The sequence below is a fragment of the Aureimonas sp. AU40 genome (genome assembly GCF_001463785.1).
In the GTDB taxonomy this organism is placed as follows: Bacteria; Pseudomonadota; Alphaproteobacteria; order Rhizobiales; family Rhizobiaceae; genus Aureimonas.
Window position 1 is genome coordinate 65,349 of the sequence record NZ_BBWL01000015.1, and the last position, 24,454, is coordinate 89,802.

Consider the following 24,454-nt stretch of genomic DNA (forward strand, 5'->3'; position numbering starts at 1 on the left):
GGGATGGCGATGGAGATCGAACAGTTCGATTACGTGATCGTCGGCGCCGGGTCGGCGGGCTGCGTGCTTGCCAATCGCCTCACCGAGGATGGCAAGAGCACGGTTCTGCTTCTCGAATTCGGCGGCTCCGACCGCTCGCTTCTGATCCAGATGCCGAGCGCGCTGTCGATCCCGATGAACATGAAGAAATACAATTGGGGCTACGCGTCGGAGCCCGAGCCGCATTTGGGCGGGCGCCGGATCAACTGCCCGCGCGGCAAGGTTCTGGGCGGATCGTCCTCGATCAACGGCATGGTCTATGTCCGGGGCGCTCCCGCCGATTTCGACCGTTGGGAGCGCGAGGGCGCGGCGGGCTGGAGCTATCCCGACGTTCTCCCGTATTTCCGAAAGGCGGAGCACCGCCGCGTCGGCGGCGATCCCTATCGCGGCGACGAAGGGGCGCTGCACACGACCTACGGCACGCTTGAGAACCCGCTCTACGAGGCCTTCGTGGAAGCGGCGGGGCAGGCCGGGCATGCGCTGAACCAGGACATCAACGGCGCGACGCAGGAAGGCTTCGGCCGGATGGACATGACGGTCCACGAAGGCCGTCGCTGGTCCACCGCCAACGCCTATCTCAAACCCGCGCTGGGCCGGCCCAACCTGAAGGTGGAAATTCACGCGCTGGTGGAGCGCATCCTGTTCGACGGGCGGAGCGCGTCCGGCCTCGCCTATCGCGTGGGCGGCACTGAGCGGCGAGCGCTCGCCCGGCGCGAGGTGATCCTGTCGGCCGGCTCCATCAACTCGCCCAAGCTCCTCAAGCTGTCCGGCGTCGGGCCGCGGGCGGAGCTCAGCCGGCACGGAATCGAGGTCGTGGCCGATCGACCGGGGGTCGGCGAGAACCTGCAGGACCATCTGGAATTCTATTTCCAAGTCGCCTGCCAGCTGCCCATCACGCTCTTCTCCTCCATGACGCCCTTCGCCAAGGGGGCGATTGGGGCGCGTTGGCTCTTCACCAAGAAGGGGCTGGGGGCGACAAACCATTTCGAAAGCTGCGGCTTCATCCGCTCGCGGCCCGAGGTGGAGCATGCCGATATCCAATATCATTTCCTGCCGCTGGCCGTGACCTATGACGGGCGCGGCCTTGCCTCCGAGCACGGGTTTCAGGCCCATGTCGGGCCGATGCGCTCGAAATCGCGCGGCCATGTCCGGTTAGCGTCGGCCGATCCTGCCGCGCCGCCGAGCATCCTGTTCAACTATATGAGCCATCCCGACGACTGGGCGGAGATGCGCGCCTGCGTGCGGCTGACGCGCCAGATCTTTGCCCAGCCCGCCTTCGACCGTTATCGCGGCCGGGAGATCCAGCCGGGCGATGCGGTTCAGACCGACGCCGAGATAGACGCCTTCATCACCGAGCATGTGGAGAGCGCCTATCACCCGTCCTGCTCCTGCCGCATGGGCGCGGCCGAAGATGCGCTGGCCGTGGTCGATCCGCAGACGCGGGTGATCGGAGTGGACCGGCTGCGCGTGGTCGATTCCTCGATCATGCCCTCGATCACGACGGGCAATCTCAACGCGCCGACCATCATGATCGCCGAGAAGGCCGCCGACATCATTCGCGACCGCGCGGCCCTTCCGCGCGCCGACGTGCCCTACCAGCGCGTCGCCTATCTCCCTGCGCCGGCGCAAGGGGTGATGTAGGCCGACGCTTGTGGTGCCGGCGACGGTCCTTCGCGCCGGCAGCAAACTTCATGATGCTCGATGTGCATCACCGACGAGTCATTGAGAAACAGGCCGCCGCATCGGGTTCACGCGGAGGCTCGAATCGTCGTGAACTTCAGGCCCTCGTCCGCTTGGCCGGCACGGCGCCGATGGCCCGTAGATGGTCGAGAATGGCCCGGGCGGCCATTTCGGGGTCGGGATCGACTAGCTTTTGACCCCCTTTGGCAGACGTTGTTTCGGTCGCGGCGCGCAGGCGATCGGCCGCGCTGCCTCCTGCCGCGACGGCCTTCACCTTGGCACGAAGGCGCATCGGGCGCTCCACCGGGCTCTCCTCGATAGCGGTCGTCGTCACCGCGTCCCGCGTTTCGATCCGACCCCGACGCTCCTGCGCGAACGCATAGGCGCGCGCGGCCGGAGCGGCGGGATGGAGCGTGAGGACGAGCGGTCCGCTCTGGCGGGTCATCAGGCGTTCGCCCTTGGGAAGCGCGCTCGCCACCTCGAACCCGTCCGATGTCGGCCGCAGATCGACCGCATCGGCCAGGATCGGCATGTCGAGCGCCTCGGCCAGCCGATAGGGCACGAGCCCCGTCTCGTCGCCGCCGACCGAGCGAGGCCCCGTCAGCACGAGGTCTGGCTCAAACCGGGCGAGTTCGGCGGCGAGCACCGGCACGGGATCGTCGCCCTCGGGCAAAGGAAGATGCACCAGACGCGGCAGCCCGTGGCCGAGCGCGGCGCGCGGCGCCTCGAGGCTTGGCCCAGCATGAAAGCCGACGAGTTCGCCGCCAAGCGCCAGACCCAGCGTCACGGCCTGCGCTTCCACGCGGGAGAGCGCGGGCTGGCCGGACACGGGGTGCAGGCTCGCGGACAAAAGCACGGCGATCCTCATGCGTCCTCCTCCAGAAGCCGCAGCAGCGCCGCCATCACGGGATGAGCGTCCGCCACGATGGAAAGCTCCGCGCGCTCCACCATGGCGGCGTGCAGGTCCGTGTTGACGGCCAGGACATGGACGCAGCCGGCAATGCCCTGGAGATGCTGCGGCGCGCCGGCAATGCCGAAGGCGAGGTAGCAATCGGCGGCGAGCACCGTACCGGACGCGCCGACCTGCGCGGCGCGGGGCATGTCGCCGCTGTCGCAGACCACGCGGCTCGCTCCCGGCGTGCCGCCGAGCGCCTGCGTCAGCGCGCGGAACAGGTCGAAATCCCGGATGCCGTTGCCGGCGGAGACGACGAAGTCGGAATCGGCAAGGGCGAGCGAGCCGCGCGCTGGCCGCACCCGCTCCACCGTGCGATGGGACGGCGGAAGGTCTGGCGTGGTGACCATCTTGCCCTCGCGCGGCGCCTCCGCCCGAAGCGGCACCATGTCGGGCACAAGGGTCAGGAGACCGGGAAGCTCGGCACGCTCCTGATCGACCTTTCGGCCCCGCACGGCACGCACGAGCCCGCGCGCCCCGATCTGCTCGACGCCGGGAAAGAAGGGCAGCGCGAAGCGGGCGGCCAGGCGCCGGGCGAGATCGCCGCCCCCCGGCGTCTCGGCCAGCACGAGATGGGGCAGAGCAAGCGAGCGGTGCAGCGCGGCGACCTGTTCGAAGCGATCGGCCGGATGGGGCGGCGGGGCAAGGATCACGACACGGTCCGCTCCGGCGGCCCCGGCCTCCGGTGCCTCGCGGTCGATCGCCAACACCACGCCGCCCGCCTTGCCGGCGGCCAGCCGGGCGGCGGCCAGAAGCTGGCGGTCCAGCGCGGTGAGTGGACCGGAGCCGGGATCGGCGACCACGAGAATGCGCAGCGCCGCATCGTCCACCACGATCGCAGCTGGCGCGGCATCGGGCGCGGAGACGAGCGGAACCTGCGCGGCGAAGGCGACCGGCGCATGCTGCTGCCGGTCGAGCCGAAGGCGAGGCTCGCGCCGCGCGATCTGAGCCGACGCTTCCGCGCGCGGGTCGCGGCGCGGACGCCCGATCCGCTGCGTCCAGTCGTAGCGGGGACGGGGGCTGCTCGCGGCCAGGAGATGGGTCGCGCGCTCAGCGCGAGGGTCACGACGCGCGCGCATCAGGCAGGCTCCAGCAGGCGCGCGCCTGTCTGCATGGCCGGCGTCGCGGGGGCGGTGTCGAGGGCGCGCAGCACGAGTTCGGCGACGTCCAACACGTCCGGCCTTTCGCCGACGACGCCTTCCAGCATGGCCGTGCATTGCGGGCATGCGACCGCGACCAGGGCGGCACCCGTCTCCTTGGCTTGCCCCATGCGAAGATCGGGAATGCGCCGCTCGCCCGCCACGTCCGTCACCGGCGCGCCGCCGCCGCCGCCGCAGCACATGGAGCGCTTGCCCGAGCGCGCCATCTCGCGCCGCTCCAGGCCGAGCCGGTCGAGCAGCCGCCGCGGCGCGTCGAACTCGCCATTGTAGCGGCCGAGATAGCAGGGGTCGTGATAGGTGACGATCTGCGGCGCCTGCGCGCGCAACCGCAACCGGCCCGCCGCCGCAAGTTCGTCCAGAAAGGCGGTGTGATGGACCACTTCGTATTGGCCACCGAACGCGGGATATTCGTTGCGCAGCACGTGCAGAGAGTGCGGATCGGCCGTCAGGATTCGCCGGAAGCGATAGCGTGAGAGCGTTTCAATGTTCAGCCGCGCCAGCCGCTGAAAGCTCGCCTCGTCGCCCAGCCGGCGGGCAAGATCGCCGCAGTCGCGCTCTTCTGCGCCGAGTATCGCGAAATCCACCTTGGCGGCTTGAAGGAGCTGGACCAGCGCGCGCAAGGTCCGGCCCGTCCGCAGGTCGAACGCGTTGGTGCCGAGCCAGAGCAGGATCTCGGCCTCGCCCTTGGCGGCCATCACGGGCACCGGCAGGCCGGCGGCGAAGTCCGCGCGCGCGCTGAGCGGCGCGCCGCCCGGCTCGTCGGCGCCGCGAAGGTCGAGAAGTGCCTGTTCCGCCTTGAGCGGCACGGCGCCCTGTTCCAGCGTCTGGAAGCGACGCAGATCGACGATCGCATCGACATGCTCGATCATCATCGGGCATTCCTCGACGCAGGCGCGGCAGGTGGTGCAGCTCCACAGCGTGTCGGGATGGATCAAGGCGCCTTCACCGATGATCGGCTGGTGAAAGCCGCTGACACCGGCCACGGACCGGGCCTGGGGATAGTCGCTGCCTGCATAGGCCGGGTTGCCGCCGGGCGTCATCGCGCTGGCGAGATCCTGCACGAGGCGCTTGGGGTTGAGCGGCTGGCCGGCGGCGAAGGCGGGGCAGGCGGCCTCGCAGCGGCCGCACTGTATGCAGGCGTCGAGGCCGAGAAGCCGGTTCCAGGCGAGATCGGCCGGGGCCTCCACGCCGAGCTTGGGCGCATCGAGATCGAGCGGCCGGAGCGCGGTCTCGCGACATCCTTCGAACCGGCCGGGGCGGGGATGGGCGGCAAGATGCAGGGCGCCGGTCACCGCATGGCGCATCGGCCCGCCACCAGTCTGCCAGGCAAGGCCGAGACCGCCCGCAGCCGCGAGCACTAGGCCGAGAACGAATAGAGCCGTGGGGAGGGCGAGCGCGAGGCTCCCCGCGGCGAGGGAGCCGCCGGTGGCATAGGCGAGAAGCAGAAAGGGAAGGACCTGAAAGGCGCCGCCGGAAAGCCGCTTCGGCTTGGTCGGCACGCGCCGCGCGCCGACGGCGAGCGCGCCGGCCAGCATGGCGAGAAACAGCAGCGCGACGACGCCCCAGAACAGCCGGGACGCACCCAGCGGCGGCACTAGGCCGAGAAGCGCCAGGCCCGTCGCGCCCAGCAGCCCGCCCGCGACGGCCGCATGCATTCGGGCGGCGTAGGGATCGCGCGCCACGACATGATGAACGTCCACGAGATAACGGCGCGGCACGGCGGCAAGGCCTTGGGCCCAGTTCACGTGCGCCGGGGCGCCCGCGCGCCAGAGGCGGATGCGAGGCGCGAGGCGAACGAGCGCCACGATGACCATGAGAAGAGCGAGAAGCGGAAGGGCGAGGCTCATTCTTCGGCTCCCCTGGCGCCGGCACGGCGGGCGGCGCGGCGCATGGTCAGAGATCCTTGCAGAGGCGCAGGGCGTCGTAGAGCGCGGCGTGGATGTTGCGGCCCGCCACCGCGTCGCCCAGCCGGTAGAGCTGGAAGCCTCCGCCGCCATTGGGCTGCGGCCGACCCTCGACCAGCGCTTCCTGGTCGATCTGGCCGTGATTGGCCGACTGCGCCTTCAGGTCGAAGTAGAGCCTGTCCACCGGCAGCGTGCCGTAATCCACCACGACACGGTCCACCACGCGCTCTTCTTCCGCGTCGGTATGCGTGTTGCGCAGGGCCGCCACCAGCCGATTGCCCTCGGGATAGACCTCGATCAGCTCCATGTTGGGCGTCATCACCACGCCGAGCTTGTAGAGCTCACGGATATGGATCGGCTGGTTGGTGGTGCCGATCTCCTCGCCGATCATCCGGTCATGCGTGGCGATCTCGACCAGGCAGCCGCGCTTGGCCATGAACTCGGCCGTGGAGGACGCGTTGTGCTGGCCCTGCTCGTCATAGAGAAGGATCGAGCCGGTCGGCTCCACCTTGCCGGTGAGCACGTCCCAGGTCGAGATCGCGTGCTCCTCCGCACCCTTGGCATGGCCGAGATTGGGGAGGCCGCCGGTCGCGACGATCACCACGTCCGGCCGCTCGGCCAGAACGGCCGCCTCCGTCGCCTCTGTCCCGAGCCGGATATCGACGCCTAGCTTGGAGACTTGCGCTGCGAGCCAGCGCGGAATGCCCGACAAGGCCTCGCGCCAAGTGCCCTTGGCCGCGATGCTGATCTGCCCGCCGAGGCTTGCCTGCTTCTCGAACAGGACGACGCGGTGCCCGCGCTCGGCCGAAACGCGCGCCGCCTCCAAGCCCGCCGGACCGCCGCCGATCACGACGACGGTCTTCTGCCGCCCGTCGGTCTTCGGAATGACGTGCGGCATCTTGGCCTCGCGGCCGGTCGCCGCGTTCTGAAGGCAGAGCGCGTCGCCGCCGACATAGATGCGATCGATGCAGTAGCCCGCGCCCACGCATTGGCGGATGTCGTCGGCGCGCCCTTCCTGCAGCTTCTTGACGAGATGCGGATCGGCGATGTGCGCGCGCGTCATCGCCACCATGTCCACATGCCCTTCGTGGACGGCGCGGGCGGCGGTGGCGAGGTCGGTCACGCGTTGCGCGTGGAACACGGGAACGTCCACTTCGCGCTTCACCGCGCTCGGCAGGAACAGGAAGGGTGCGACGGGAAAGCTCATGTTGGGCAGCGAGATCGCGTGAGCGATGTGATCGCGCGCCTGGCCGCCGATGATGTTCAGGAAGTCAACGAGCCCACGCCGGGAATATTCGGCGGCGATCTTCAGGAGGTCGTCCTGCGACAGGCCATCAGCCACCATCTCGTCGCCGGACATGCGGATGCCGATTAGGAAATCCTCGCCCGCGGCCTCGCGCATGGCTTCCAGCACCTCAATGCCGAAGCGCATTCGGTTTTCCAGCGAGCCACCATATTCGTCGGTGCGCCGGTTCACGGAGGGCGACCAGAACTGGTCCAGGAGATGGCCATGCGCGGCGGAGATTTCGCAGCCGTCGAGCTGCCCCTCGCGCGCCCGCCGTGCAGCATCCGCGAAGCCGCGAACGACGCGCTGGATGTCTTCCTTCTCCATCTCCTTAGGCGTTGAGCGCGAGGCCGGCTCACGGCGCACGGAAGGCGCGATGGTCGGCATCCAATTGTCGGTGTTATCCTTCGTGCGCCGGCCCATATGCGTCAGCTGAATCATCAGCTTGGCGCCGTGCCGATGAATGCGCTCTGCGAACTGTTGGAAATGCGGCACGACGCTGTCGTCGGTCAACGAGATCTGCGCCCAGGGCGTCGCCGGGCTGTCGATCGCCACGGAGGACGAGCCGCCGAACATGGTGAGGCCGATGCCGCCTTTCGCCTTTTCCTCGTGGTAGAGCTGGTAGCGCTCCTGCGGCTTGCCGTCCGAACCGTAGCCCGGCGCGTGGCTGGTGGACATGACGCGGTTGCGAAAGGTCACGCCCCGGATCGTCAGCGGTTTCAGAAGCGCTTCGGCGTGAGCGATCATGAAAGGGTCTCCGAAAGCGGAACGGACGAAAGGGGAAGGGGGACAGGCCGCGTGGGGCCGCGCTCGGCGCGCGGCGCATGGCCGAAACGACGGCGATAGGCGGCGGAGAAATGCGCCGAGGAAACGAACCCGGAGGCGGCGCCGATGGCGGTGACGGCAAGGTCGGACTGGCGCAGAAGCTCGCGCGCATGGTCGAGCCGCAGCGTCATGGAGAATTCCGCCGGCCCCATGCCGGTGTGGTGGCGAAACAGGCGCTCCAACTGGCGCGGGGACAGGCCGACGCGCGCGGCGACGGCCGCGACCGTCAGCGGCGCGCCGATCGTTCGGGCCATGAGGGCGCCGGCCTGTTCCAGCGCGGGATGGTGCAGGCGCTTGGAGCGGAGCGGGGCGTGCTGGGGCTCGGTGCCGCCGCGAAGGCGATCCAGCACGAACTGTTCCGACATGCGCTCGGCCGTCGGCCGGCCCAGCCGCGCCTCGATAAAAGCGCCCATCATGTCGATCGGCGCCGAGCCGCCCGAGCAGGTGAAGCGGTCGCGGTCGATCACGAAGAGATCGTCGGCGAAGTCCACCGCCTCGAACTCCTCGCGGATGGCGCCGAGATTTTCCCAATGGATGGCGCAGCGATAGCCGTCGAGAAGCCCGGCCTCGGCCAGCGCGAAACTGCCGGTGCACAGCGCGCCGAGCGGCAGGCCGCGCCGGGCGACCCGGCGCAGCTCCTCCAGCGTGCGCCGATCCACCGCCTGGCGCACGTCGACGCCGCCGCACACGAACAGGACATCGAAGCCGGAGGCTGCGTTCAGGGCCTCGGTCGGCCCGAGCGTCAGGCCGCCGGAGGCCTTGGCCGGTTTGCCGTCCGGCGTCAAAACCTGCCAGGCATAGATCTCGCGGCCCGCCACGTAATTGGCCATGCGGCAGGCTTCGATCGCCGCCGAAACGGCGATCAACGAATAGTTGGGCAGGGTTAGGAAGCCGAAGCGGGTGAGGCTGGAAAGCAGGGGTGCGCCGGCGCCCATGGCGTCACCGCTCGATGACGACGTCGGAGCGCGGCCGGGCGCAGCAGATGAGAATTTGCCCGGCGTCGATCTCGCGCTGGCGAATGCCACCCTGGTGGGTCATCTCGACATCGCCCGAGACCTTCTTCGACTTGCAGGTGCCGCAAAGCCCCTTGGTGCAGGACGAGGGCAAGCGAAGGCCCGCGCGCTTGGCGGCCTCCAGGATCGGCATGTCCTCCGGGCATTCCACCACGCGTTTGGTCTTGGCGAACTCGATGCGAAACGTGCGCGCGGCGGGCGCCATCTCGTCCGTCGCGACCTCCACCTCCTGCTTCTCGCCGGCGGACAGGTCCTCGAAGTTGAAGCTTTCCTCGTGGTGCCGGCCCATGTCGAAGCCACCACTTTCCAGCAGCGCGCGCACCGCCTTCATGAAGGGCGAGGGGCCGCAGACGAAGACCTCGCGCTCGCGAAAATCGGGCGCGACGGCCTCGATCATGCCGAGCGTCAGGCGGCCGCGCAGGCCCGACCAGCCGCGCCCCGGCGCATCCGCCTCGCAGACATGGGCGACGCGGATCGAGCGGTTGCGCCGGCTCATGACGGCGAGCTCGTCCTCGAACACGATGTCGGCCGGCGTGCGGGCGGCGTGTAGGAAGACCACGTCGCGAATCTCGGCGAGATCGTAGGCCGAGCGGGTCATGGACATCATCGGCGTGACGCCGCTGCCGCCCGAGATCAGAAGATATTTGTTGCTCGCCGAGACTTGGCGCGTCCACGAGAACTCGCCCATCGGCCCGGTGGCCTTCAGCATCATGCCGGGCTTGAATTCGTCGTGCAGCCAGTTCGACACCGGCCCGTTCGGCACGCGCTTCACCGTGATGGCGCAAGTGTCGGGCCGGGTCGGTGAGGCCGAGATCGTGTAGCAGCGATGGATCGTCTCGCCCCCGATCTCGAACTCGAAGGTCAGGAATTGGCCGGGGTCGAAGACGAACTGCCGGCGGGTGCGCGGCGCGAAGACGAAGGTCTTCACATCGGCCGTTTCCTCCCGCACGGCGCGGCAGACAAGAACGTCGTCCTCTTCGGGGTCCCAGAGGCGGAAGCCGGTCGGCATGGCGGAGGCGGTCGTGTCCATCCTCGCGGCCTCAGAGCGCCGGCGTGGACGGATCGAAATGCTCGCGCATCCGGCCGATGTACCAGTTGCAGAATTTGTCCACGAGCATCTCGGTATGGGGGGAGTAGGGACCGGGTTCGTAGGCTGTCGTGCGCGCGCCGTTCTGACAGAAGCCGACCAATTCGGAATCCTGCGCGTTGGTCGCCATCCAGACGCCGATGAGGTTTTCGAGGTCGTAGTCCACGCCTTCCACCGCGTCCTTGTGGACCAGCCACTTGGTCCGAAGGAGCGAGCGCTCGGCATCGATCGGGATCACCGAGAAGGTGACGGCGTGGTCGCCCATGAAATGGTGCCAGGAATTGGGCTGCGTCCAGAAATGCAGCCCGCCCATCTTGGCGCTGGGAAAGCGCCCCATAGGAATACGGCAGGCGGCCTTCGTGTCCATCGTGTGGGACTCGCCGTCGCCGTCGAGCGGCAGGCGCTCGGTGCGATAGCCCGTCACCATGTCGTCGAGATGCTCCAGCATCCGGCTCGGGATGCCGGCCTTTTCCCACTCCGCATGGCTGTCGTCGGTCAGGAAGGCATAGCGCGCGGCCTGCTCGCGTTCGGCCTCGTCCAGCTCCTCGGGCGCGAATCCGAAGCCGTAGGCAAAAAGCGGCACGGTGAGCTCGGGATGGTTGGCCCCGCAATGGTAGCACTCGCGATTGTTTTCCATCGTGAGCTTCCAGTTGCCGGGCTCGATCAGATCATGCTGGAAGGCCACTTTGCTGTTGCGAATGTCGTGCGGGGCGAGATAGGGGCCCATGGCCGCGGCCATCTCGTCGAAGTCGGCCGGCGGCTCGTCCGCGAGGCAGATGAAGATCAGCCCTTCCAGCGAGCGCACATGCACGGGCTTCAACCCATGGCACTTGCGGTCGAACTCCGAGCCCATGTGCTCGGCATGGATCAAGGCGCCGCTGAGATCGTAGGTCCAGGAATGGTAGCGGCAGACGAGATTGCCGACCGTCGTCTTCTCCTCATGCACCAGCCGCGCGCCGCGATGGCGGCAGACATTGTGAAAGGCGCGCACCTGCATGTCGTCGTCGCGCACGATGAGAATCGCGTTGGTGCCGATATCCACCGTCATCGCATCGCCGGGCTCGGGCACGTCGGGTTCGACGCCGACGAAGAGCCAGGTCTGCTCGAAGATCGCTTCCAGGTCGGCCGCGAAGATCTCGGGGCTGGTGTAGAACGGCGCTTCCAGCGAGTAGCCCTGCCGGCGGCGGCGAATCAGCGAAAGAAGCGGAGAGGCGGTGCGGTCCAACATGCGGGTATTCCCCCGAGGAAGGGTGGCGACGCCGGTCAGTCTGGAACCATTCCGAGTTCGCGACTTCCACGTTTGCGACACAAACTGTCAGAAACGCGACATGCCTCAACATAGTCAGATCGCCCGTTTATTGTGCGAAGCGAAGGGCTTAGCACCTGCAGCAAAGCCCAAACGAAGCGCGACGCCGGCAGGGGAATGCCGGCGTCGCGCATAGCGTTGATCGAAAGCCTGATGGATCAGCCGTGGGTGCGCGCGGCCTCGACCAGATAGCCCAGCGTGTAGTTCGCAAATGAGCGCCAGACGTCGAGCTGGAAGCTTTCTTCGCCCGTGCGCTGCAAGATGATTTCGGTCTTCGCCAGCACCGTACGCGTCGCCATGCCGATGGGAAAGGCGCGCTGGTCGAGATCGAGCGGGCAGCCGGCCGCAAGCACGCTCGCCGCCTCGCGCCCCGAAATCGCGTATCCCAGCGAGCGGTGGCTGACCTCGACCAGCGAATGCGGGATCTCCGCGAGCGCCTGCTCCAGCCCGTCGAACAGGTGTCCCGCCTCCGCATAGGGGGCGACGAGCAGCCATTCGTCCGGCCCGAGCCAGATCGCCCGGCGCGATCCGTTCTCGGCAAAGCGGCAGGCCTCACGCGGCAGGGCGACGCCCAACAGTTCCGCGACCTTGGGAAAGCCCGCGTCGTGTCTAAGGCGCAGCAAGAAGCGCGCTTGCGGGGGCAGGGCCTCGATCAGAACCGGCGCGGACGGCCTGCCGAAGGGAAGGACGACCGGAGCCGGGCCGGCGGAAACGGTGACGGCGTCAAGCATCGAGGCGCTCATTGGCTTTGTCGTGGAACACGGGATCGACGATTTCGGCGGCGATGCGCCCGCCCGGCATGGGAATGTCCACGATCTCGCCGAACCGCGACCGGCCGCCCCGCACCAGGGCCAGGGCGATGGAGCGGCCCAGCGTCTGCGAGGCATAGCTCGACGTGACGTGGCCGAGAGCAGGGACGGTCGCCGGAGCGTTGCTGTCCGGCTTGTGGTCCACGACCTGCGCCCCTTCCTCCAGCACCACGGCGGGGTCTCGCGTCAAAAGGCCGACCATCTGCTTTCGATTGGCCGACGAGAGGGCGGGGCGGGCGAGCGAGCGCATCCCGACGAAGTCGTGCTTCTTCTTGGCCACGGCCCAGTTCAGGCCGACATCGTCGGGCACGGCGGTCCCGTCGGTTTCCTGGCCGACGATGATATAGCCCTTCTCCGCACGCAGGACGTGCATGGTATCGGTGCCGTAGGGTGTTATGCCGAAGGGCTGGCCGGCCGCGAAGATGGCCTCCCAGACCTTGCGACCCTCGCTCGCCGGCACGTTGATCTCGAAGCCGAGTTCGCCGGTGAAGGACACGCGCCAGAGCCGCATGGGCACGCCGACGATGCGCCCGGCCCGCCAGGTCATATGCGGCATGGCCTGCTTGGAGAGATCGACGCCTTCGATCAGCGGCTCGATGACGCGGCGCGCGTCCGGCCCCTGCACCGCGATGGTCGCCCATTCCTCGGTGGTCGAGGTCAGCCAGACGTCGAGATGCGGCCATTCCGTCTGGAGATAATCCTCCATGTGGTTCAGCACGCGCGGCGCGCCGCCCGTCGTGGTGGTGAGGTGGAAGCGGTCCTCCGCGATGCGGGCGACCACGCCGTCATCCATCACGAACCCGTCCTCGCGCAGCATCACGCCATAGCGCAAGCTGCCCACGGCGAGCTTCTTGAACGGGTTGGTGTAGAGGCGGTCCACGAACTCTGCCGCGTCCGGCCCGACGACCTCGATCTTGCCGAGCGTCGAGGCGTCGAAAATGCCGACCCCCGAGCGGACCGCGCGGCACTCGCGCGCCACCGCTGCGTGCAGATCCTCGCCGGCTTGGGGGAAGTAATGCGCGCGCTTCCAGATGCCGACATCCTCGAACCGGGCGCCGTGCTCCACCGCCCAACCGTGGATCGGCGTGGTGCGGATCGGATCGAAGAGCGGGCCGCGCGAGATGCCGGCGAAATTGCCGAAGGTCGTCGGCGTATAGGGCGGGCGGAAGGTGGTGAGGCCGATCGCGGTTTCCGGGCGCTTCAACTCTTGCGCGACGATGGCCAGCGCGTTGATGTTGGACAGGCGCCCCTGGTCGGTCGCCATGCCCGTCGTGGTGTAGCGCTTCACATGCTCGATGGAGCGGAAGCCCTCCTGCGTGGCGAGGCGCACGTCCTTCGCCGTCACGTCGTTCTGGAAGTCCACGAAGGCCTTCACCTTGCGCGGGTCGCGATCGTGGAAGGTCGCGCCCCGGAATGCGGCGTGGCCGACGCTTTCTTCCTCGACACGGTAGGGCGAAGCCCCGCCGCCGCCCGCGAGATGCCCGTCCGCCAGCGCGCCCTCAAGGTCGAAGACGCCCCGGCAGGCGCCGGCCGAGCGCTCGTTCTCGACCGATTCAGCGGGAATATAGGCTTCCACCGCCTCGTCCCAGCGCATCTTGCCGCGCGACTGAGAGAAGAGCGAGATGGTCGGCGTGAAGCCGCCGGACATGAGAAGGCAGTCGCACTCGATCGTCTCGCCGGAGTGCCAGCCCTTCCGGCTCAGCGTCGCGGAGCGGATGCGAAGGCGCCCCTGCGTCCCCGAGACCGAGGTGCCGGGATAGACGGGAATGCCGGCGGCGCGGGCCTTGTCGACATAGGGCCCGCTCGGGGCTTCACGTAGGTCGGCGATGGCGGCGATCTCGACGCCATGCGCCATCAGGTCGATCGCCGCGCGATAGGCGCTGTCGCCCGCCGTGAAGACGACCGCACGGCGGCCCGGCAGGACGCCGTAGCGCAGCGTGAACTGGCGCGCGGCCTCGGCCATCAGGATGCCCGGCCGGTCGTTGTCGGGAAACACGAGCGGGCGCTCGATCGAGCCGGTGGCGAAGACGACCCGGCCGGCCCGCACCTGCCACATCCGCTCGCGCGGCAGGTGCGGCGCGGGGTTGGAAAGATGCTCGGTGACCCGTTCGGCGAGGCCGATCAGATTGTGCGGGTAGAAGCCGAAGGCGGTGGTGCGCGGGAGTAGCGTCACGTTCGGGCGCGAGCGCAGCTCGTGCAGCATATGCATCGCCTGGATCGGCGCGGTGTGGCCGTCGATCGCGGCCTGCGATTCGTGCAGGAGCCAGCCGCCCATCTCGCTCTGCTCGTCGCAGAGGATCACGCGCTGCTCGGGGTTTTCCGAGGCGGCGAGGGCTGCGGCGAGGCCGGCCGGGCCGGCGCCGACTACAAGCACTTCGCAATGGGCGAACTGCTGGGCGTAGCGGTCGGGATCGGGCAGGGTCGAAGCGCGGCCGAGGCCCGCTGCGCGGCGGATGATCGGCTCGTAAAGCTTTTCCCAGGCCGAGCGCGGCCACATGAAGGTCTTGTAGTAGAAGCCGGCGGAGAAGAACTTGCCGAGAAGGTCGTTGCCAGCGCCGACATCGAAGGCGAGCGACGGCCAGCGGTTCTGGCTTTCCGCGCGCAGCTTGTCATAGAGCTCGACCTGCGTGGCGCGCAGATTCGGCGCGTAATGTGCCTCATCGCGGCCGACCGCGACCAAGGCGTTCGGTTCCTCGGAGCCGGCCGTCACGATGCCGCGCGGGCGGTGATACTTGAACGATCGGCCGACGAGATGCACGCCGTTGGCGAGCAGCGCCGAGGCCAGCGTGTCGCCCTGATAGCCCTGGTAGCTCTGGCCGTCGAAGGTGAAGGAGAGCGGGGCGGAGCGATCGATCCGCCCGCAAGTCGAGGTGCGAAACCGGTTCATCGAGCGCTCTCCCCGGACCAGGTGCCGACATTGTCGCCGCTGAGAGCCGGCTGGTTTTCTTCGGTGCCGGAGGGGCGCGGCTGGCCGACCTCGTAGGTCGCCTCGAAGAAGTCGGTTCGCGTGTCGCGCAGCGCGTTGAAGAAGCGGGCGCAGCCGTGAATGTGGCGCCAGCGCTCGGCGTGGAGGCCGCGTGGATTGGCGCGCGTGTAGAGAAAGGCGCCCCACTCGTCGGCGCCGATCTCGGACGGCGTTTCGGCGCGCACGACATGCGCTTCGCCGGCATAGCGGAATTCGAGCTCGGGGCGGGGTCCGCAATAAGGGCAGGTGATCAGAAGCATGGGTCGGCCTCGCGAGGGAGGGAAGGTCGGGTCAGTGGGCGACGGCGGCGGCCGCTGCCTCGTCGATCAGCACGCCGTCGCGAAAGCGCTCGATTGTGAAGGGCGCGTTGATCGGATGCGGCTCGTCGCGAGCGATCGTGTGGGCGAAGAGGTTGCCGGAGCCCGGCGTCGCCTTGAAGCCGCCGGTGCCCCAGCCGCAATTGACGTAGAGACCGGGAACGGCGGTCTTGGCGACGATCGGCGAGCGATCGGGCGTCACGTCCACGATGCCGCCCCAGGAGCGCAGCATCCGCACCCGGCGGAATTCCGGGAAGAGGTCGCAGATCGCATCCAGCGTGTGGTTGGCGATATGGAGGCCGCCGCGCTGGGTGTAGGACGTGTAGGCGTCCGTTCCCGCGCCGATCACCAGCTCGCCCTTGTCGGACTGCGAGATATAGGCGTGGATCGTGTTCGACATGACGACGCAGGGCACGATCGGCTTCAGCGGCTCCGACACCAGCGCCTGCAGCGGATAGCTTTCCAGCGGCATTCGCAGCCCGGCCATGGCCATGACGACCGAGGTATTGCCGGCCGCCACGACCCCGACCTTGCCGGCCTCGATCGGCCCGCGCGTCGTATCGACGCCGATCACGGCCCCGTTGGCCCCACGCCGGATCGCCGTCACCTCGCAATTCTGGATCACATCGACGCCGAGAGCCGAGGCGGCGCGGGCGTAGCCCCATGCCACCGCGTCGTGCCGCGCTGTGCCGCCGCGCCGCTGAAGGGCGCCGCCCAGCACGGGGTAGCGCATGGTCGACGCGTCGATATTGAGCGGCGGGCAGAAGTCCTTGCACTCCTGCGGCGTCAGCCATTCGTTGTCGACGCCCGCCAGCCGGTTGGCGTGTACATGGCGCTTGAAGACCTGAATGTCGTGAATGTTATGGGCGAGCATGAGCACGCCGCGCGGCGAGAACATGACGTTGTAGTTGAGGTCCTGCGACAAACCCTCCCACAACTTCACCGCATGGTCGTACATCGCCGCCGATTCTTCGAACAGGTAGTTCGAGCGGATGATCGTCGTGTTGCGGCCGGTGTTGCCGCCGCCGATCCAGCCTTTTTCCAGGATCGCGACATTGCGGATCCCGTGCTCCTTCGCAAGGTAGTAGGCCGTCGCCAGCCCGTGCCCGCCGCCGCCGACGATGATGACGTCGTAGCGGCTTTTCGGAGAGGCGTCGCGCCATTGCGCCTGCCAGCCCTTGTTGGAGCCGAGCGCCTTGGCGATCACGGAAAGGGCGGAGAATCTCTGCATGGATCGTCCCGATCTGCGGTGTCGGACCCGACATTCGCACCCGCGAAACCCGGCTTGCGATGACGGAAGCGGCGTCGGGTTTGTACAAATCCGACATGTTTGCCGGATGCGACATGCTGGGCCAAGCACCCTTTCCGTCGCGCGGTGCCACGTCGGGCGAAAAAGGGCAGGGCGCTCGCGTCTTTTATGCTGCATCCGACGGCGCCATCGCCTAACACCGAAGGGCCACCTCGACACTGGAGTCGTTTCAAGCGCCGGGAGAATCCGACGATGCTGCACGAGATGCCGCTGATCGAAACCATCGTCGCGGGTCTGGTCCTCGCCTTTCTGCTCGGCACGATAGCGCATCGCATCGGCGCCTCGCCGATTGTCGGCTATCTCTTGGCGGGCGTCGTGGCCGGCCCTTTCACGCCCGGCTTCGTGGCCAACCAGGGGCTGGCGGGCGAGTTGTCCGAACTCGGCGTCATCCTCCTCATGTTCGGCGTCGGCCTGCATTTTTCGCTGCGTGATCTCCTGTCGGTGCGCGCCATCGCGCTGCCCGGCGCCATCGTGCAGATCGCCGCCGCCACGGGTTTCGGTATGGGTCTCGCCTGGCTGCTCGGCTGGAGCCTGGGAGCCGGCCTCGTCTTCGGCCTCGCGCTGTCGGTCGCCTCGACGGTGGTTCTCCTGCGCGCCATGCAGGAGCGGCGGCTGATCGAAACGGGGCGGGGGCGCATCGCGGTCGGCTGGCTGATCGTGGAAGACCTTGCCATGGTTCTGGCGCTGGTTCTCCTGCCGGCCTTCGCCGGGCCGCTGGGCGGCGACGCGGCCGGTGCCGGCCACGGCATGACCACCGATCTCGGATTCGGCGTGCCGGGCATTCTGCTCGTCACGATCTTCAAGCTCTGCATCTTCGTCGTTCTCATGCTTGTGGTCGGCCGCCGGGTCATCCCATGGCTGCTGCAACTCACGGCGGCTTCGGGCTCGCGCGAGCTGTTCCGGCTCGCGGTGCTGGCCATCGCGCTGGGCGTCGCCTTCGGCGCGGCGACGCTGTTCGGCGTGTCGCTGGCGCTCGGCGCCTTCTTCGCCGGCATGATCATGAGCGAATCCGATCTCAGCCACCGCGCGGCCGAGGATTCGCTGCCGCTGCGCGACGCCTTTGCCGTGCTCTTCTTCGTCTCGGTCGGCATGTTGTTCGATCCGCTGTCGCTGATCGAAGATCCGCTGCCGATCCTGGCGACGCTGCTCATCATCGTCATCGGCAAGTCCGTGGTGGCCTTCGCCATCGTGCGCCTGTTCGGGCATCCAACGGCGACGGCGCTGACCATTTCGGTCTCGTTGGCGCAGATCGGCGAGTTCTCCTTCATCCTCGCGACGCTTGGGCTTAACCTTAAAATCCTGCCGCCCGAGGCGAAAAACCTCATTCTGGGCGGCGCTATCCTGTCGATCGTGCTCAACCCGTTTCTCTTCGCCTGGGTCGATCGATGGCGGCAGACGCAGGAGCGCTCTGCCCTCGGCGGCGCGTCGGAGGAGCCATCCGAGCTCCCGGCGGCGGAAGCGCCGACGCATATTCCGAGCGGCAGCGTGGCGATCGAGGACGATCTCCTGCGCCCGACCGAACAGAAGGGCCATCTCATCCTCGTCGGCTTCGGCCGCGTCGGCTCCAAGATCGCGCGTCGGCTGGCCGATGCCGGTCGGTCCTTCGTCGTCATCGAGGATGCCGACAAGCGCGTTGCGCGGGTGCGCGCGAGCGGGTTCGAGACGGTGGTCGGCAACGCGGTGAAGCCCGAAGTGCTGGAGGCCGCCAACATCGCCGGTGCGCGCGATCTCGTGCTGGCCTTCCCCAACAGTTTCGAGGCCGTCGCGATGATCGCCGCCGCGAAGGCCGCCAATCCCGAGATCCGCATCACGGCGCGCGTCCATTCCGGCGAGCAACGCGAGCGGCTGATCCAGGCCGGGGCCGACATGGTGGTGAACGGCGACGAGGTGACGGCGCAGGCCATCGCAGACCATCTTCTCGACCTCGGTTCCGACGCGCCGGGTGCCCGGGGGCCGCTCCTGCCGGACGAGGCGCCGATCCTTCCCGAACTCACCGGCGCGGGCGAGGGCGAGTTGACACGCCCCACCGAACGCTTACCTTGAGGATAGTCCAGGGGGAGTTCCGCTAGCGGGAACTGAGAGGCCGACGCGATGTTCGGCGACCCCAAGAACCTGATCCAGTTCGCACTGGCGTAGGGATGGAGCGATCTCGACTCCGGCTGGCGCGGCACTTCGAACCTCGATGGTTCGAAAGGGCTTCGCGCCGCTGGAACGCCCCGCCCACAGCCTCGCGCGCCGGGTCGAAATCGGCGGAAGACGAGGCATGCGCGCGACCCATCCTTCACCGACGCTTGCTCACGGGCGCATCGCGGCATGACCGTCCATATTTTAGGCGCCGGCGTCGCCGGGCTCACGACGGCCGCGAGGCTGACGGAGGCGGGGCGCCGCGTGGTGATTCACGAGGCGGCCGGCGAACTCGGCCAGCGCGCGGCATCCTGGCTCGCGGGCGGCATGCTCGCGCCCTATTGCGAAGCGGCGACGGCCGATCCCGCCATCATCGAGCCGGGTCTTCGCGGCATCGACTTCTGGGCCGAACGTGCGCCGGTGAGCCGCAAGGGAACCCTGGTGCTCGCCGCGCCGCGCGACGGCGCCGACCTTCGTCAGTTCGCATCGCGAACGCGCGGGCACCGGATGCTGGACGCGGAAGGTGTGGCGGATCTCGAACCCGATCTCGCCGGCCGATTCCGTCAGGCGCTGTTCTATCCCGACGAAGCCCATCTCGACCCGCGCCAAGCGCTGGCGCTTCTGGTCCGCCGGATCGAGGAGGGCGGCGGCACGGTGCTGTTCGGCTCGCAGGCCGAGCCCGATGCCTTCGCGGACGAGCCGGTGCTGGACTGCCGGGGTCTGAACGCCGAGGTGCCCGGGCTTCGCGGGGTGCGCGGCGAGATGCTCATCATCCGCAGCCGCGATGTGCGCCTGGACCGCCCGGTGCGGCTGCTGCATCCCCGCTGGCCGATCTATGTCGTGCCGCGCGAGGATGGGGTTTTCATGGTCGGCGCGACCATGATCGAAAGCGAACGCGCCGGTCCGATTACCTTGCGCTCGACCGTGGAACTCCTCTCCGCCGTGTTCGCCCTGCACCCCGCTTTCGCCGAGGCCGAGATCCTGGAAACCGGCGCGGCCTGCCGTCCGGCGTTTTCCGACAATCTGCCGCGCGTCACCCGCACCGGCCGGGTCGTCAGCTTCACCGGGCTTTATCGCCACGGCTTCCTTCTGGCGCCGGCCTTGTCGGCCGAGGCCTGTCTCGAAATCCAGTCCCTCATGGAGGCGGCATGATCCTTCATCTCAACGGCGAGCGGCGCGAGGTCGCGTCCGCCACGCTCGATCGGCTTCTCTCTGAACTCGGGGTCGAGCCCGAAACGGTGGCGACCGCAGTGAACCGGGAATTCGTGCCGCGCGCCGAGCGCGCCGAGATCCGGCTTTCGGAGGGCGACGCGGTGGAACTGCTCAGCCCCATGCAGGGAGGCTGACGCCATGCGCATCTACGACCGCGACTATGCCTCTCGCATGATGCTGGGCACCGCACTTTATCCATCCCCGGCCGTGATGCGGGATGCGATCCGCGCAGCTGAGCCCGCGCTGGTCACCGTCTCGCTTCGGCGCGAACAGAATCTCGGCGCCGCGCGCGGCCCCGGCTTCTGGGACGAGCTGCGCGATCTCGGCGCGGACTTCCTGCCCAACACTGCCGGCTGCCACACGGTGAAGGAAGCGGTGACGACGGCTCGGATGGGGCGCGAGCTGCTGGGAACCTCGCTGGTGAAGCTCGAGGTGATCGGCCATGCCGACACGCTGCAACCCGACGTCTTCGGCCTGGTGGAGGCCGCCCGCATCCTGACTGAGGACGGGTTCGAGGTTCTGCCCTACACGACCGAAGACCTCGTCGTGGCCGACCGGCTCTTGGAGGCGGGCTGCCGCGTTCTCATGCCCTGGGCCTCGCCGATCGGCTCGGGGCTCGGGCTGAACAATCGCTATGGGCTGCGCTCGCTGCGCGCGCAGTTTCCCGAGGTCACGCTGATCGTCGATGCCGGGCTGGGCCGCCCGAGCCACGCGGCGGAAGCGCTGGAACTCGGCTATGACGGCGTTCTCCTCAACACGGCCGTCGCCTCGTCGGGCGATCCCGTCGCCATGGCGCGCGCCTTCCGCCTCGCGGTGGAAGCCGGTCGGCTGAGCTTCGAGGCCGGCGCCATGGAGCCCCGCGACATGGCCGCCCCCTCGACCCCCGTTTTCGGAAGGGCCGTTCTGTGAGCCCGAGCTCCTTGGTCCTCGACCCGTTCTATCCCGTGATGCCCGATGCCGATTGGATCGAGCGCATCGTGCCGCTAGGCGTGCGGCTCGTTCAGCTGCGCGCCAAGGACAAGCCCGAGTCGGCGCTGCGAGGAGAAATCCGCCGCTCGCTCGCCGTGTGCCAAGCGCATGGGTGCCAGCTCGTCGTCAACGATCATTGGCGGCTGGCCGCCGATGAGGGGGCGGATTTCATCCATCTCGGCCAGGAGGATCTGGCCGAGGCCGATCTCTCCAGCATCCGCGCCGCCGGCTTGAAGCTCGGCCTCTCCACCCATGACGAGGCGGAACTCGACATCGCGCTCGCGGCCAAGCCTGATTATGTCGCGCTGGGGCCGGTCTGGCCGACGATCCTCAAGCAGATGCCCTGGGCGCCGCAGACGCCCGAGCGCTTGCGCGTCTGGCGCGAGCGGATCGGAAACCTGCCGCTCGTCGCGATCGGCGGGCTGCGACCGGAACGTGCGCCGGAGGTTTTTCGGCATGGCGCCGACTGCACTGCCGTCGTGACCGACATCACGCTGCATGCCGACCCGGAGGCACGCGTGCGGGAGTGGATCGCATTGACGCGCGGGGCCGGTGCAACCAGCTAAGCGAAGGCATGCAACCTTAAATCGGTGCACCGCAGCACTTTTAAGTTGCATTTATCTGCAACCCTAATAACGTTCTCCTGCGTAGGATATCAATCAGGGAACGTACATGTCGCTCGCGAAACCGTTCAACACGCGCCCGCTCTATCAGCAGGTTGCCGACGAGTTCGTGTCCCGAATTATCAATCGAACCTGGGCGCCGGGCCAGTTGATCGAGAACGAGGCGGAGATCGCCCGTTCGCTTGGGATCAGCCTTGGAACGGTGCGCAAGGCCTTCGATATCCTGACCGAGAACAAGCTTCTGGAGCGGCATCAGGGCAAGGGCACGATCGTCGTCGATTTTGAAGGCGACAAGATGCGCAGCCGCTTCTCCAACATCGCGGATCGGAGTGGCAACCGGGTGTCCGGCGAGGTTGTGATCGGGGCGGTCGATCTCGTTCTGCCTCGGCCGGTCGTCGCCGAACGCCTGCAGGTGAACGAGCGCACGCCCGTTCTCGCCTTCGAGCGCCGGCGCACCCATCTTGGCCGGCTGTTCATGGTGGAGGACGTGTTCCTGCGTGTCGGGGGCCATTCGAACACGATGGGCGCGGACGAGATGCGGCGCCTGGCCTCGGCGCGTTGGACCGGGCAGGACATCGCCACCTACAAGATCGAGAAGATCGGCAGCACGCTGGCCAGCGAGACCGACCGGCAAGCCTTCGGGCTCGGCGGCGAGACAGCGCTTCTAACGCTCGATCGCGTCATCTACTCCTATCAGAACCGGGCGCTGGAACTGCGCATCGCCCGCTGCGACCTCGGCGACGATCTCGACTATCAAGCCGACTAAGATCGCCCTGGCAGGCATTGACCATTCTTCCGCCCATGGATCGGCGGAGGCTCCCTTCGCCTCAAAAACGGTCAGCCTTTCCGTCTGGCCGCGCAGGCTTCCACGAAGCGCAAGAGTTCGCCCATCGCTTCGCCCCGCATCGGTTCGGTCTCGTTCAGCGTCTCGTGCCGCGCGCCGGCCACGATATGGCAGTGGACGTCGAGGCTGCCGGCTTCCTCCAGACGCGCGGCGAGACGGCGGACCGCTGTGCCCTTGCCTGTCGCCGGGTCCTCGGTGCCGCCGAGGCAGTGGACGGGGAGGCGGTGGGGCAGGTCGCCTAGCATCGCCAGATCGGCGCCCGCGCGCTGCCATTCCAGAATGTCCTCCACCATGGAGATCGTCGGCGTCCATCCGCAGAGCGGGTCGGCGCGGTAGCGATCGACGGCCGCATCGTCATGGCTCAGCCAGTCGAATTCGGTTCGCCGGGGATTGACCGATTTGCTCCACGCGTCGAAGCCCGCGCGCGCAAACAGCGCGCTCGCCACGTCCGACCCTTTCAGCGCCTTTTCCGCCTTGAAAGCGAGCGCGCCGATCCGCTCCGTGAGACCCCGCTCGAAACTGGCGTTCCAGAGGGCCAGACCCGACAGCCCTTCGCCGAAGACGCGCGCATGGTTCAGCGCGATATGGGCGCCCATGGAATGGCCGAAAACGATCACCGGCAGTCCGGGCAGGTCGGCCTCCGCCCGATGGCGCACGGCCTGCACGTCCCGCAGCACCTTGGCCCTGCCCCCGCGCCCGCCGAAGCGGCGAAGCGGCCCGTCCACCGCCGTGGTCGAGCCATGGCCACGATGGTCTGGCGCATAGACGGCGACGCCTTGCGCCGAGAGGTCCCGGCCGAGCCGATCGTAGCGCCCGGCATGCTCCGCCAAGCCGTGCAGCACGAGGAGAACGGCGCGCGGCGCTCTTTCGGGCATGAACCGGTAGAGGCGAAGCGCGGCGCCGGTCGGACTGTCGAGAACGGAAGAAGTGGCGGACAAGGTGATAAAGCCGATATGAGGGCAGGGACGTGCGAAAGACTTGGCGTATCCACGCGAAAACGCAATCGATACGCCCCAAATGGGAGACCGATCGGATGGGTCGATACGACTGGAGCCTTGCCGCCGGGTTCGCTCTCGTGCTGACGGGATCGCAAGCCTTCGCGCAAGTTCCGATGAGCGGGCAGTTCGTGGCCGAGGCGAGCTGTTTCGCAACACCCTCCATCCGCTCCGACGCCAATCCCGGCCGCATCGTGACCGAGCCGGGCAGGAGCTACGATCTTCTCGGTCGCAATGCCATGCCGGGCAGCCACTATCTCATCCGCGTTCCCGGCGCCGATCCCGAGCGCCGCTGGGTGGCCTATGGCTGCGGCCGGGTCAATGACGGGAGCTCTTCGGCGGAGCGCGTTGTGCCCGGCGAGCCGGCCGGGTCGGCAGGTTCCAAGACTGATTCCTACATCCTCGCGGCGAGCTGGCACCCGTCCTTCTGCGAGACGCGCCCGCGCCGGGCGGACTGCCGTGGCGGTGGCGAAGCCGCGCACGGCTTCTCGCTGCACGGGCTTTGGCCGCAGCCGCGCGGGCGGGAATATTGCGGCGTTTCGCCCGACCTTCGCGCCGCCGACGAGGCCGGCCGCTGGCGCGATCTGCCGGCGGTGGAGATCAGCGATGAGACGCGGCGCGCGCTGGAGCGCGTCATGCCCGGCACCGTGTCGCAGCTCGAGCGGCACGAATACTGGACGCATGGCACCTGTTTCTCGGGCAGCGCGGAAGCTTACTTCGTCGAGTCGATCCGCCTGATCGACGAACTCAACGCCTCACCCGTCGGCGATCTCTTCGGCAAGGCCATCGGCCGCGAGGTCTCAGTGGCCGAAATCCGCGCGGCGTTCGACGCCGCCTTCGGAGACGGGGCGGGCAAGCGCGTCCTTCTCGACTGCGAAAGCGACGCGGCGGGCCGGCGCTTGGTGGGAGAGCTGCGCATATCGCTGCGCGGCGCGCTGGGCGAGGGGCCGAGCCTGCCGGAGCTGATCCGGGCTGGCGATCCTGTCTCTCCCGGCTGCCGCGCCGGGCGGGTCGATGCGCCCGGCTTCGGCTGAGC

The 24,454-nt window shown here is 68.2% G+C and carries 20 protein-coding genes and 1 riboswitch; of the genes, 8 read left to right on the forward strand and 12 right to left on the reverse strand.

Annotated elements, in window-relative coordinates:
* The first annotated feature begins 9 nt into the window (after positions 1–9).
* Positions 10–1,680 carry a choline dehydrogenase gene (gene betA, locus AUL32_RS05510; RefSeq protein WP_062112412.1) on the forward strand — a complete coding sequence of 557 codons (1,671 nt, stop codon included), beginning with the start codon at positions 10–12 and terminating at the stop codon, positions 1,678–1,680.
* 136 nt (positions 1,681–1,816) lie between these two features.
* Here the strand turns inward: betA and AUL32_RS05515 are convergent, their stop codons facing one another.
* The 11 genes from AUL32_RS05515 to AUL32_RS05565 form a co-directional block, all read right to left on the reverse strand.
* On the reverse strand, positions 1,817–2,587 hold the full coding sequence (locus AUL32_RS05515; RefSeq protein WP_062112414.1) for a hypothetical protein: 771 nt from the start codon (positions 2,585–2,587) through the stop codon (positions 1,817–1,819).
* The gene (locus AUL32_RS05520) at positions 2,584–3,750 is read right to left on the reverse strand and encodes an FAD-binding protein (protein WP_244497676.1); all 1,167 of its coding nucleotides are present in this window, start codon (positions 3,748–3,750) and stop codon (positions 2,584–2,586) included. Before AUL32_RS05520 ends, AUL32_RS05515 begins: the two co-directional genes overlap by 4 nt.
* On the reverse strand, positions 3,750–5,678 hold the full coding sequence (locus tag AUL32_RS05525; RefSeq protein WP_062112416.1) for a DUF3483 domain-containing protein: 1,929 nt from the start codon (positions 5,676–5,678) through the stop codon (positions 3,750–3,752). Before AUL32_RS05525 ends, AUL32_RS05520 begins: the two co-directional genes overlap by 1 nt.
* 46 nt (positions 5,679–5,724) lie before the next feature.
* A complete protein-coding gene (locus AUL32_RS05530; RefSeq protein ID WP_062112418.1) occupies positions 5,725–7,767 on the reverse strand; it encodes an FAD-dependent oxidoreductase in 2,043 nt (680 codons plus the stop codon).
* Entirely contained in the window at positions 7,764–8,780 is a 1,017-nt protein-coding gene (locus tag AUL32_RS05535; RefSeq protein WP_062112420.1) for a GlxA family transcriptional regulator, read from the reverse strand. Before AUL32_RS05535 ends, AUL32_RS05530 begins: the two co-directional genes overlap by 4 nt.
* Positions 8,781–8,784: 4 nt before the next feature.
* Complete coding sequence (locus AUL32_RS05540; RefSeq protein WP_062112422.1) at positions 8,785–9,888, reverse strand: hybrid-cluster NAD(P)-dependent oxidoreductase; 1,104 nt, start codon at positions 9,886–9,888, stop codon at positions 8,785–8,787.
* Positions 9,889–9,898: 10 nt separating this feature from the next.
* Positions 9,899–11,173 (reverse strand): aromatic ring-hydroxylating oxygenase subunit alpha, encoded by a 1,275-nt coding sequence (locus AUL32_RS05545; RefSeq protein WP_062112424.1) that lies wholly within the window; start codon positions 11,171–11,173, stop codon positions 9,899–9,901.
* A 236-nt stretch (positions 11,174–11,409) separates the two neighbouring features.
* The gene (locus AUL32_RS05550; protein ID WP_082659320.1) at positions 11,410–11,982 is read right to left on the reverse strand and encodes a sarcosine oxidase subunit gamma; all 573 of its coding nucleotides are present in this window, start codon (positions 11,980–11,982) and stop codon (positions 11,410–11,412) included.
* The gene (locus AUL32_RS05555; protein ID WP_062112426.1) at positions 11,975–14,947 is read right to left on the reverse strand and encodes a sarcosine oxidase subunit alpha family protein; all 2,973 of its coding nucleotides are present in this window, start codon (positions 14,945–14,947) and stop codon (positions 11,975–11,977) included. Before AUL32_RS05555 ends, AUL32_RS05550 begins: the two co-directional genes overlap by 8 nt.
* Positions 14,944–15,285, reverse strand: coding sequence for a sarcosine oxidase subunit delta (locus tag AUL32_RS05560; RefSeq protein ID WP_062112428.1), 342 nt, complete (start codon positions 15,283–15,285; stop codon positions 14,944–14,946). Before AUL32_RS05560 ends, AUL32_RS05555 begins: the two co-directional genes overlap by 4 nt.
* A 31-nt stretch (positions 15,286–15,316) precedes the next feature.
* The gene (locus AUL32_RS05565) at positions 15,317–16,573 is read right to left on the reverse strand and encodes a sarcosine oxidase subunit beta family protein (protein ID WP_061975535.1); all 1,257 of its coding nucleotides are present in this window, start codon (positions 16,571–16,573) and stop codon (positions 15,317–15,319) included.
* 270 nt (positions 16,574–16,843) lie between these two features.
* On the opposite strand from AUL32_RS05565, the gene ybaL reads away from it, so the two are divergent.
* The 6 genes from ybaL to AUL32_RS05595 all read left to right on the forward strand — a co-directional run bounded on the left by ybaL (position 16,844) and on the right by AUL32_RS05595 (position 22,345).
* Positions 16,844–18,694 carry a YbaL family putative K(+) efflux transporter gene (ybaL, locus tag AUL32_RS05570; RefSeq protein WP_062112430.1) on the forward strand — a complete coding sequence of 617 codons (1,851 nt, stop codon included), beginning with the start codon at positions 16,844–16,846 and terminating at the stop codon, positions 18,692–18,694.
* Positions 18,695–18,807, forward strand: a riboswitch (TPP riboswitch).
* Positions 18,808–18,964: 157 nt separating this feature from the next.
* Complete coding sequence (locus AUL32_RS05575) at positions 18,965–19,927, forward strand: FAD-dependent oxidoreductase (RefSeq protein ID WP_062112432.1); 963 nt, start codon at positions 18,965–18,967, stop codon at positions 19,925–19,927.
* Positions 19,924–20,121 (forward strand): sulfur carrier protein ThiS, encoded by a 198-nt coding sequence (gene thiS, locus AUL32_RS05580; protein WP_062112434.1) that lies wholly within the window; start codon positions 19,924–19,926, stop codon positions 20,119–20,121. Before AUL32_RS05575 ends, thiS begins: the two co-directional genes overlap by 4 nt.
* Before the next feature lie 4 nt (positions 20,122–20,125).
* On the forward strand, positions 20,126–20,896 hold the full coding sequence (locus tag AUL32_RS05585; RefSeq protein WP_061975543.1) for a thiazole synthase: 771 nt from the start codon (positions 20,126–20,128) through the stop codon (positions 20,894–20,896).
* A gap of 11 nt (positions 20,897–20,907) precedes the next feature.
* Complete coding sequence (locus tag AUL32_RS05590; RefSeq protein WP_062112587.1) at positions 20,908–21,522, forward strand: thiamine phosphate synthase; 615 nt, start codon at positions 20,908–20,910, stop codon at positions 21,520–21,522.
* Between the two features lie 106 nt (positions 21,523–21,628).
* A complete protein-coding gene (locus AUL32_RS05595) occupies positions 21,629–22,345 on the forward strand; it encodes a GntR family transcriptional regulator (RefSeq protein WP_062112436.1) in 717 nt (238 codons plus the stop codon).
* A 71-nt stretch (positions 22,346–22,416) separates the two neighbouring features.
* On the opposite strand, the gene AUL32_RS05600 is transcribed toward AUL32_RS05595, so the two are convergent.
* Positions 22,417–23,361, reverse strand: a complete 945-nt coding sequence (locus AUL32_RS05600) for an alpha/beta fold hydrolase (RefSeq protein WP_062112438.1) — start codon at positions 23,359–23,361, stop codon at positions 22,417–22,419.
* 95 nt (positions 23,362–23,456) lie between these two features.
* Between AUL32_RS05600 and AUL32_RS05605 the strand changes: the two genes are divergently transcribed.
* Entirely contained in the window at positions 23,457–24,452 is a 996-nt protein-coding gene (locus tag AUL32_RS05605) for a ribonuclease T2 family protein (RefSeq protein ID WP_062112440.1), read from the forward strand.
* The last annotated feature ends 2 nt before the right edge of the window (positions 24,453–24,454 follow it).

What these genes read in the sequence shown, in the direction of transcription:
- betA (WP_062112412.1), top strand. Translation starts at nt 10, where the DNA reads ATGGAGATCGAACAGTTCGATTACGTGATCGTCGGCGCCGGGTCGGCG.
- AUL32_RS05515 (WP_062112414.1), bottom strand. Translation starts at nt 2,587, where the DNA reads ATGAGGATCGCCGTGCTTTTGTCCGCGAGCCTGCACCCCGTGTCCGGC.
- AUL32_RS05520 (WP_244497676.1), bottom strand. Translation starts at nt 3,750, where the DNA reads ATGCGCGCGCGTCGTGACCCTCGCGCTGAGCGCGCGACCCATCTCCTG.
- AUL32_RS05525 (WP_062112416.1), bottom strand. Translation starts at nt 5,678, where the DNA reads ATGAGCCTCGCCCTTCCGCTTCTCGCTCTTCTCATGGTCATCGTGGCG.
- AUL32_RS05530 (WP_062112418.1), bottom strand. Translation starts at nt 7,767, where the DNA reads ATGATCGCTCACGCCGAAGCGCTTCTGAAACCGCTGACGATCCGGGGC.
- AUL32_RS05535 (WP_062112420.1), bottom strand. Translation starts at nt 8,780, where the DNA reads ATGGGCGCCGGCGCACCCCTGCTTTCCAGCCTCACCCGCTTCGGCTTC.
- AUL32_RS05540 (WP_062112422.1), bottom strand. Translation starts at nt 9,888, where the DNA reads ATGGACACGACCGCCTCCGCCATGCCGACCGGCTTCCGCCTCTGGGAC.
- AUL32_RS05545 (WP_062112424.1), bottom strand. Translation starts at nt 11,173, where the DNA reads ATGTTGGACCGCACCGCCTCTCCGCTTCTTTCGCTGATTCGCCGCCGC.
- AUL32_RS05550 (WP_082659320.1), bottom strand. Translation starts at nt 11,982, where the DNA reads ATGCTTGACGCCGTCACCGTTTCCGCCGGCCCGGCTCCGGTCGTCCTT.
- AUL32_RS05555 (WP_062112426.1), bottom strand. Translation starts at nt 14,947, where the DNA reads ATGAACCGGTTTCGCACCTCGACTTGCGGGCGGATCGATCGCTCCGCC.
- AUL32_RS05560 (WP_062112428.1), bottom strand. Translation starts at nt 15,285, where the DNA reads ATGCTTCTGATCACCTGCCCTTATTGCGGACCCCGCCCCGAGCTCGAA.
- AUL32_RS05565 (WP_061975535.1), bottom strand. Translation starts at nt 16,573, where the DNA reads ATGCAGAGATTCTCCGCCCTTTCCGTGATCGCCAAGGCGCTCGGCTCC.
- ybaL (WP_062112430.1), top strand. Translation starts at nt 16,844, where the DNA reads ATGCTGCACGAGATGCCGCTGATCGAAACCATCGTCGCGGGTCTGGTC.
- AUL32_RS05575 (WP_062112432.1), top strand. Translation starts at nt 18,965, where the DNA reads ATGACCGTCCATATTTTAGGCGCCGGCGTCGCCGGGCTCACGACGGCC.
- thiS (WP_062112434.1), top strand. Translation starts at nt 19,924, where the DNA reads ATGATCCTTCATCTCAACGGCGAGCGGCGCGAGGTCGCGTCCGCCACG.
- AUL32_RS05585 (WP_061975543.1), top strand. Translation starts at nt 20,126, where the DNA reads ATGCGCATCTACGACCGCGACTATGCCTCTCGCATGATGCTGGGCACC.
- AUL32_RS05595 (WP_062112436.1), top strand. Translation starts at nt 21,629, where the DNA reads ATGTCGCTCGCGAAACCGTTCAACACGCGCCCGCTCTATCAGCAGGTT.
- AUL32_RS05605 (WP_062112440.1), top strand. Translation starts at nt 23,457, where the DNA reads ATGGGTCGATACGACTGGAGCCTTGCCGCCGGGTTCGCTCTCGTGCTG.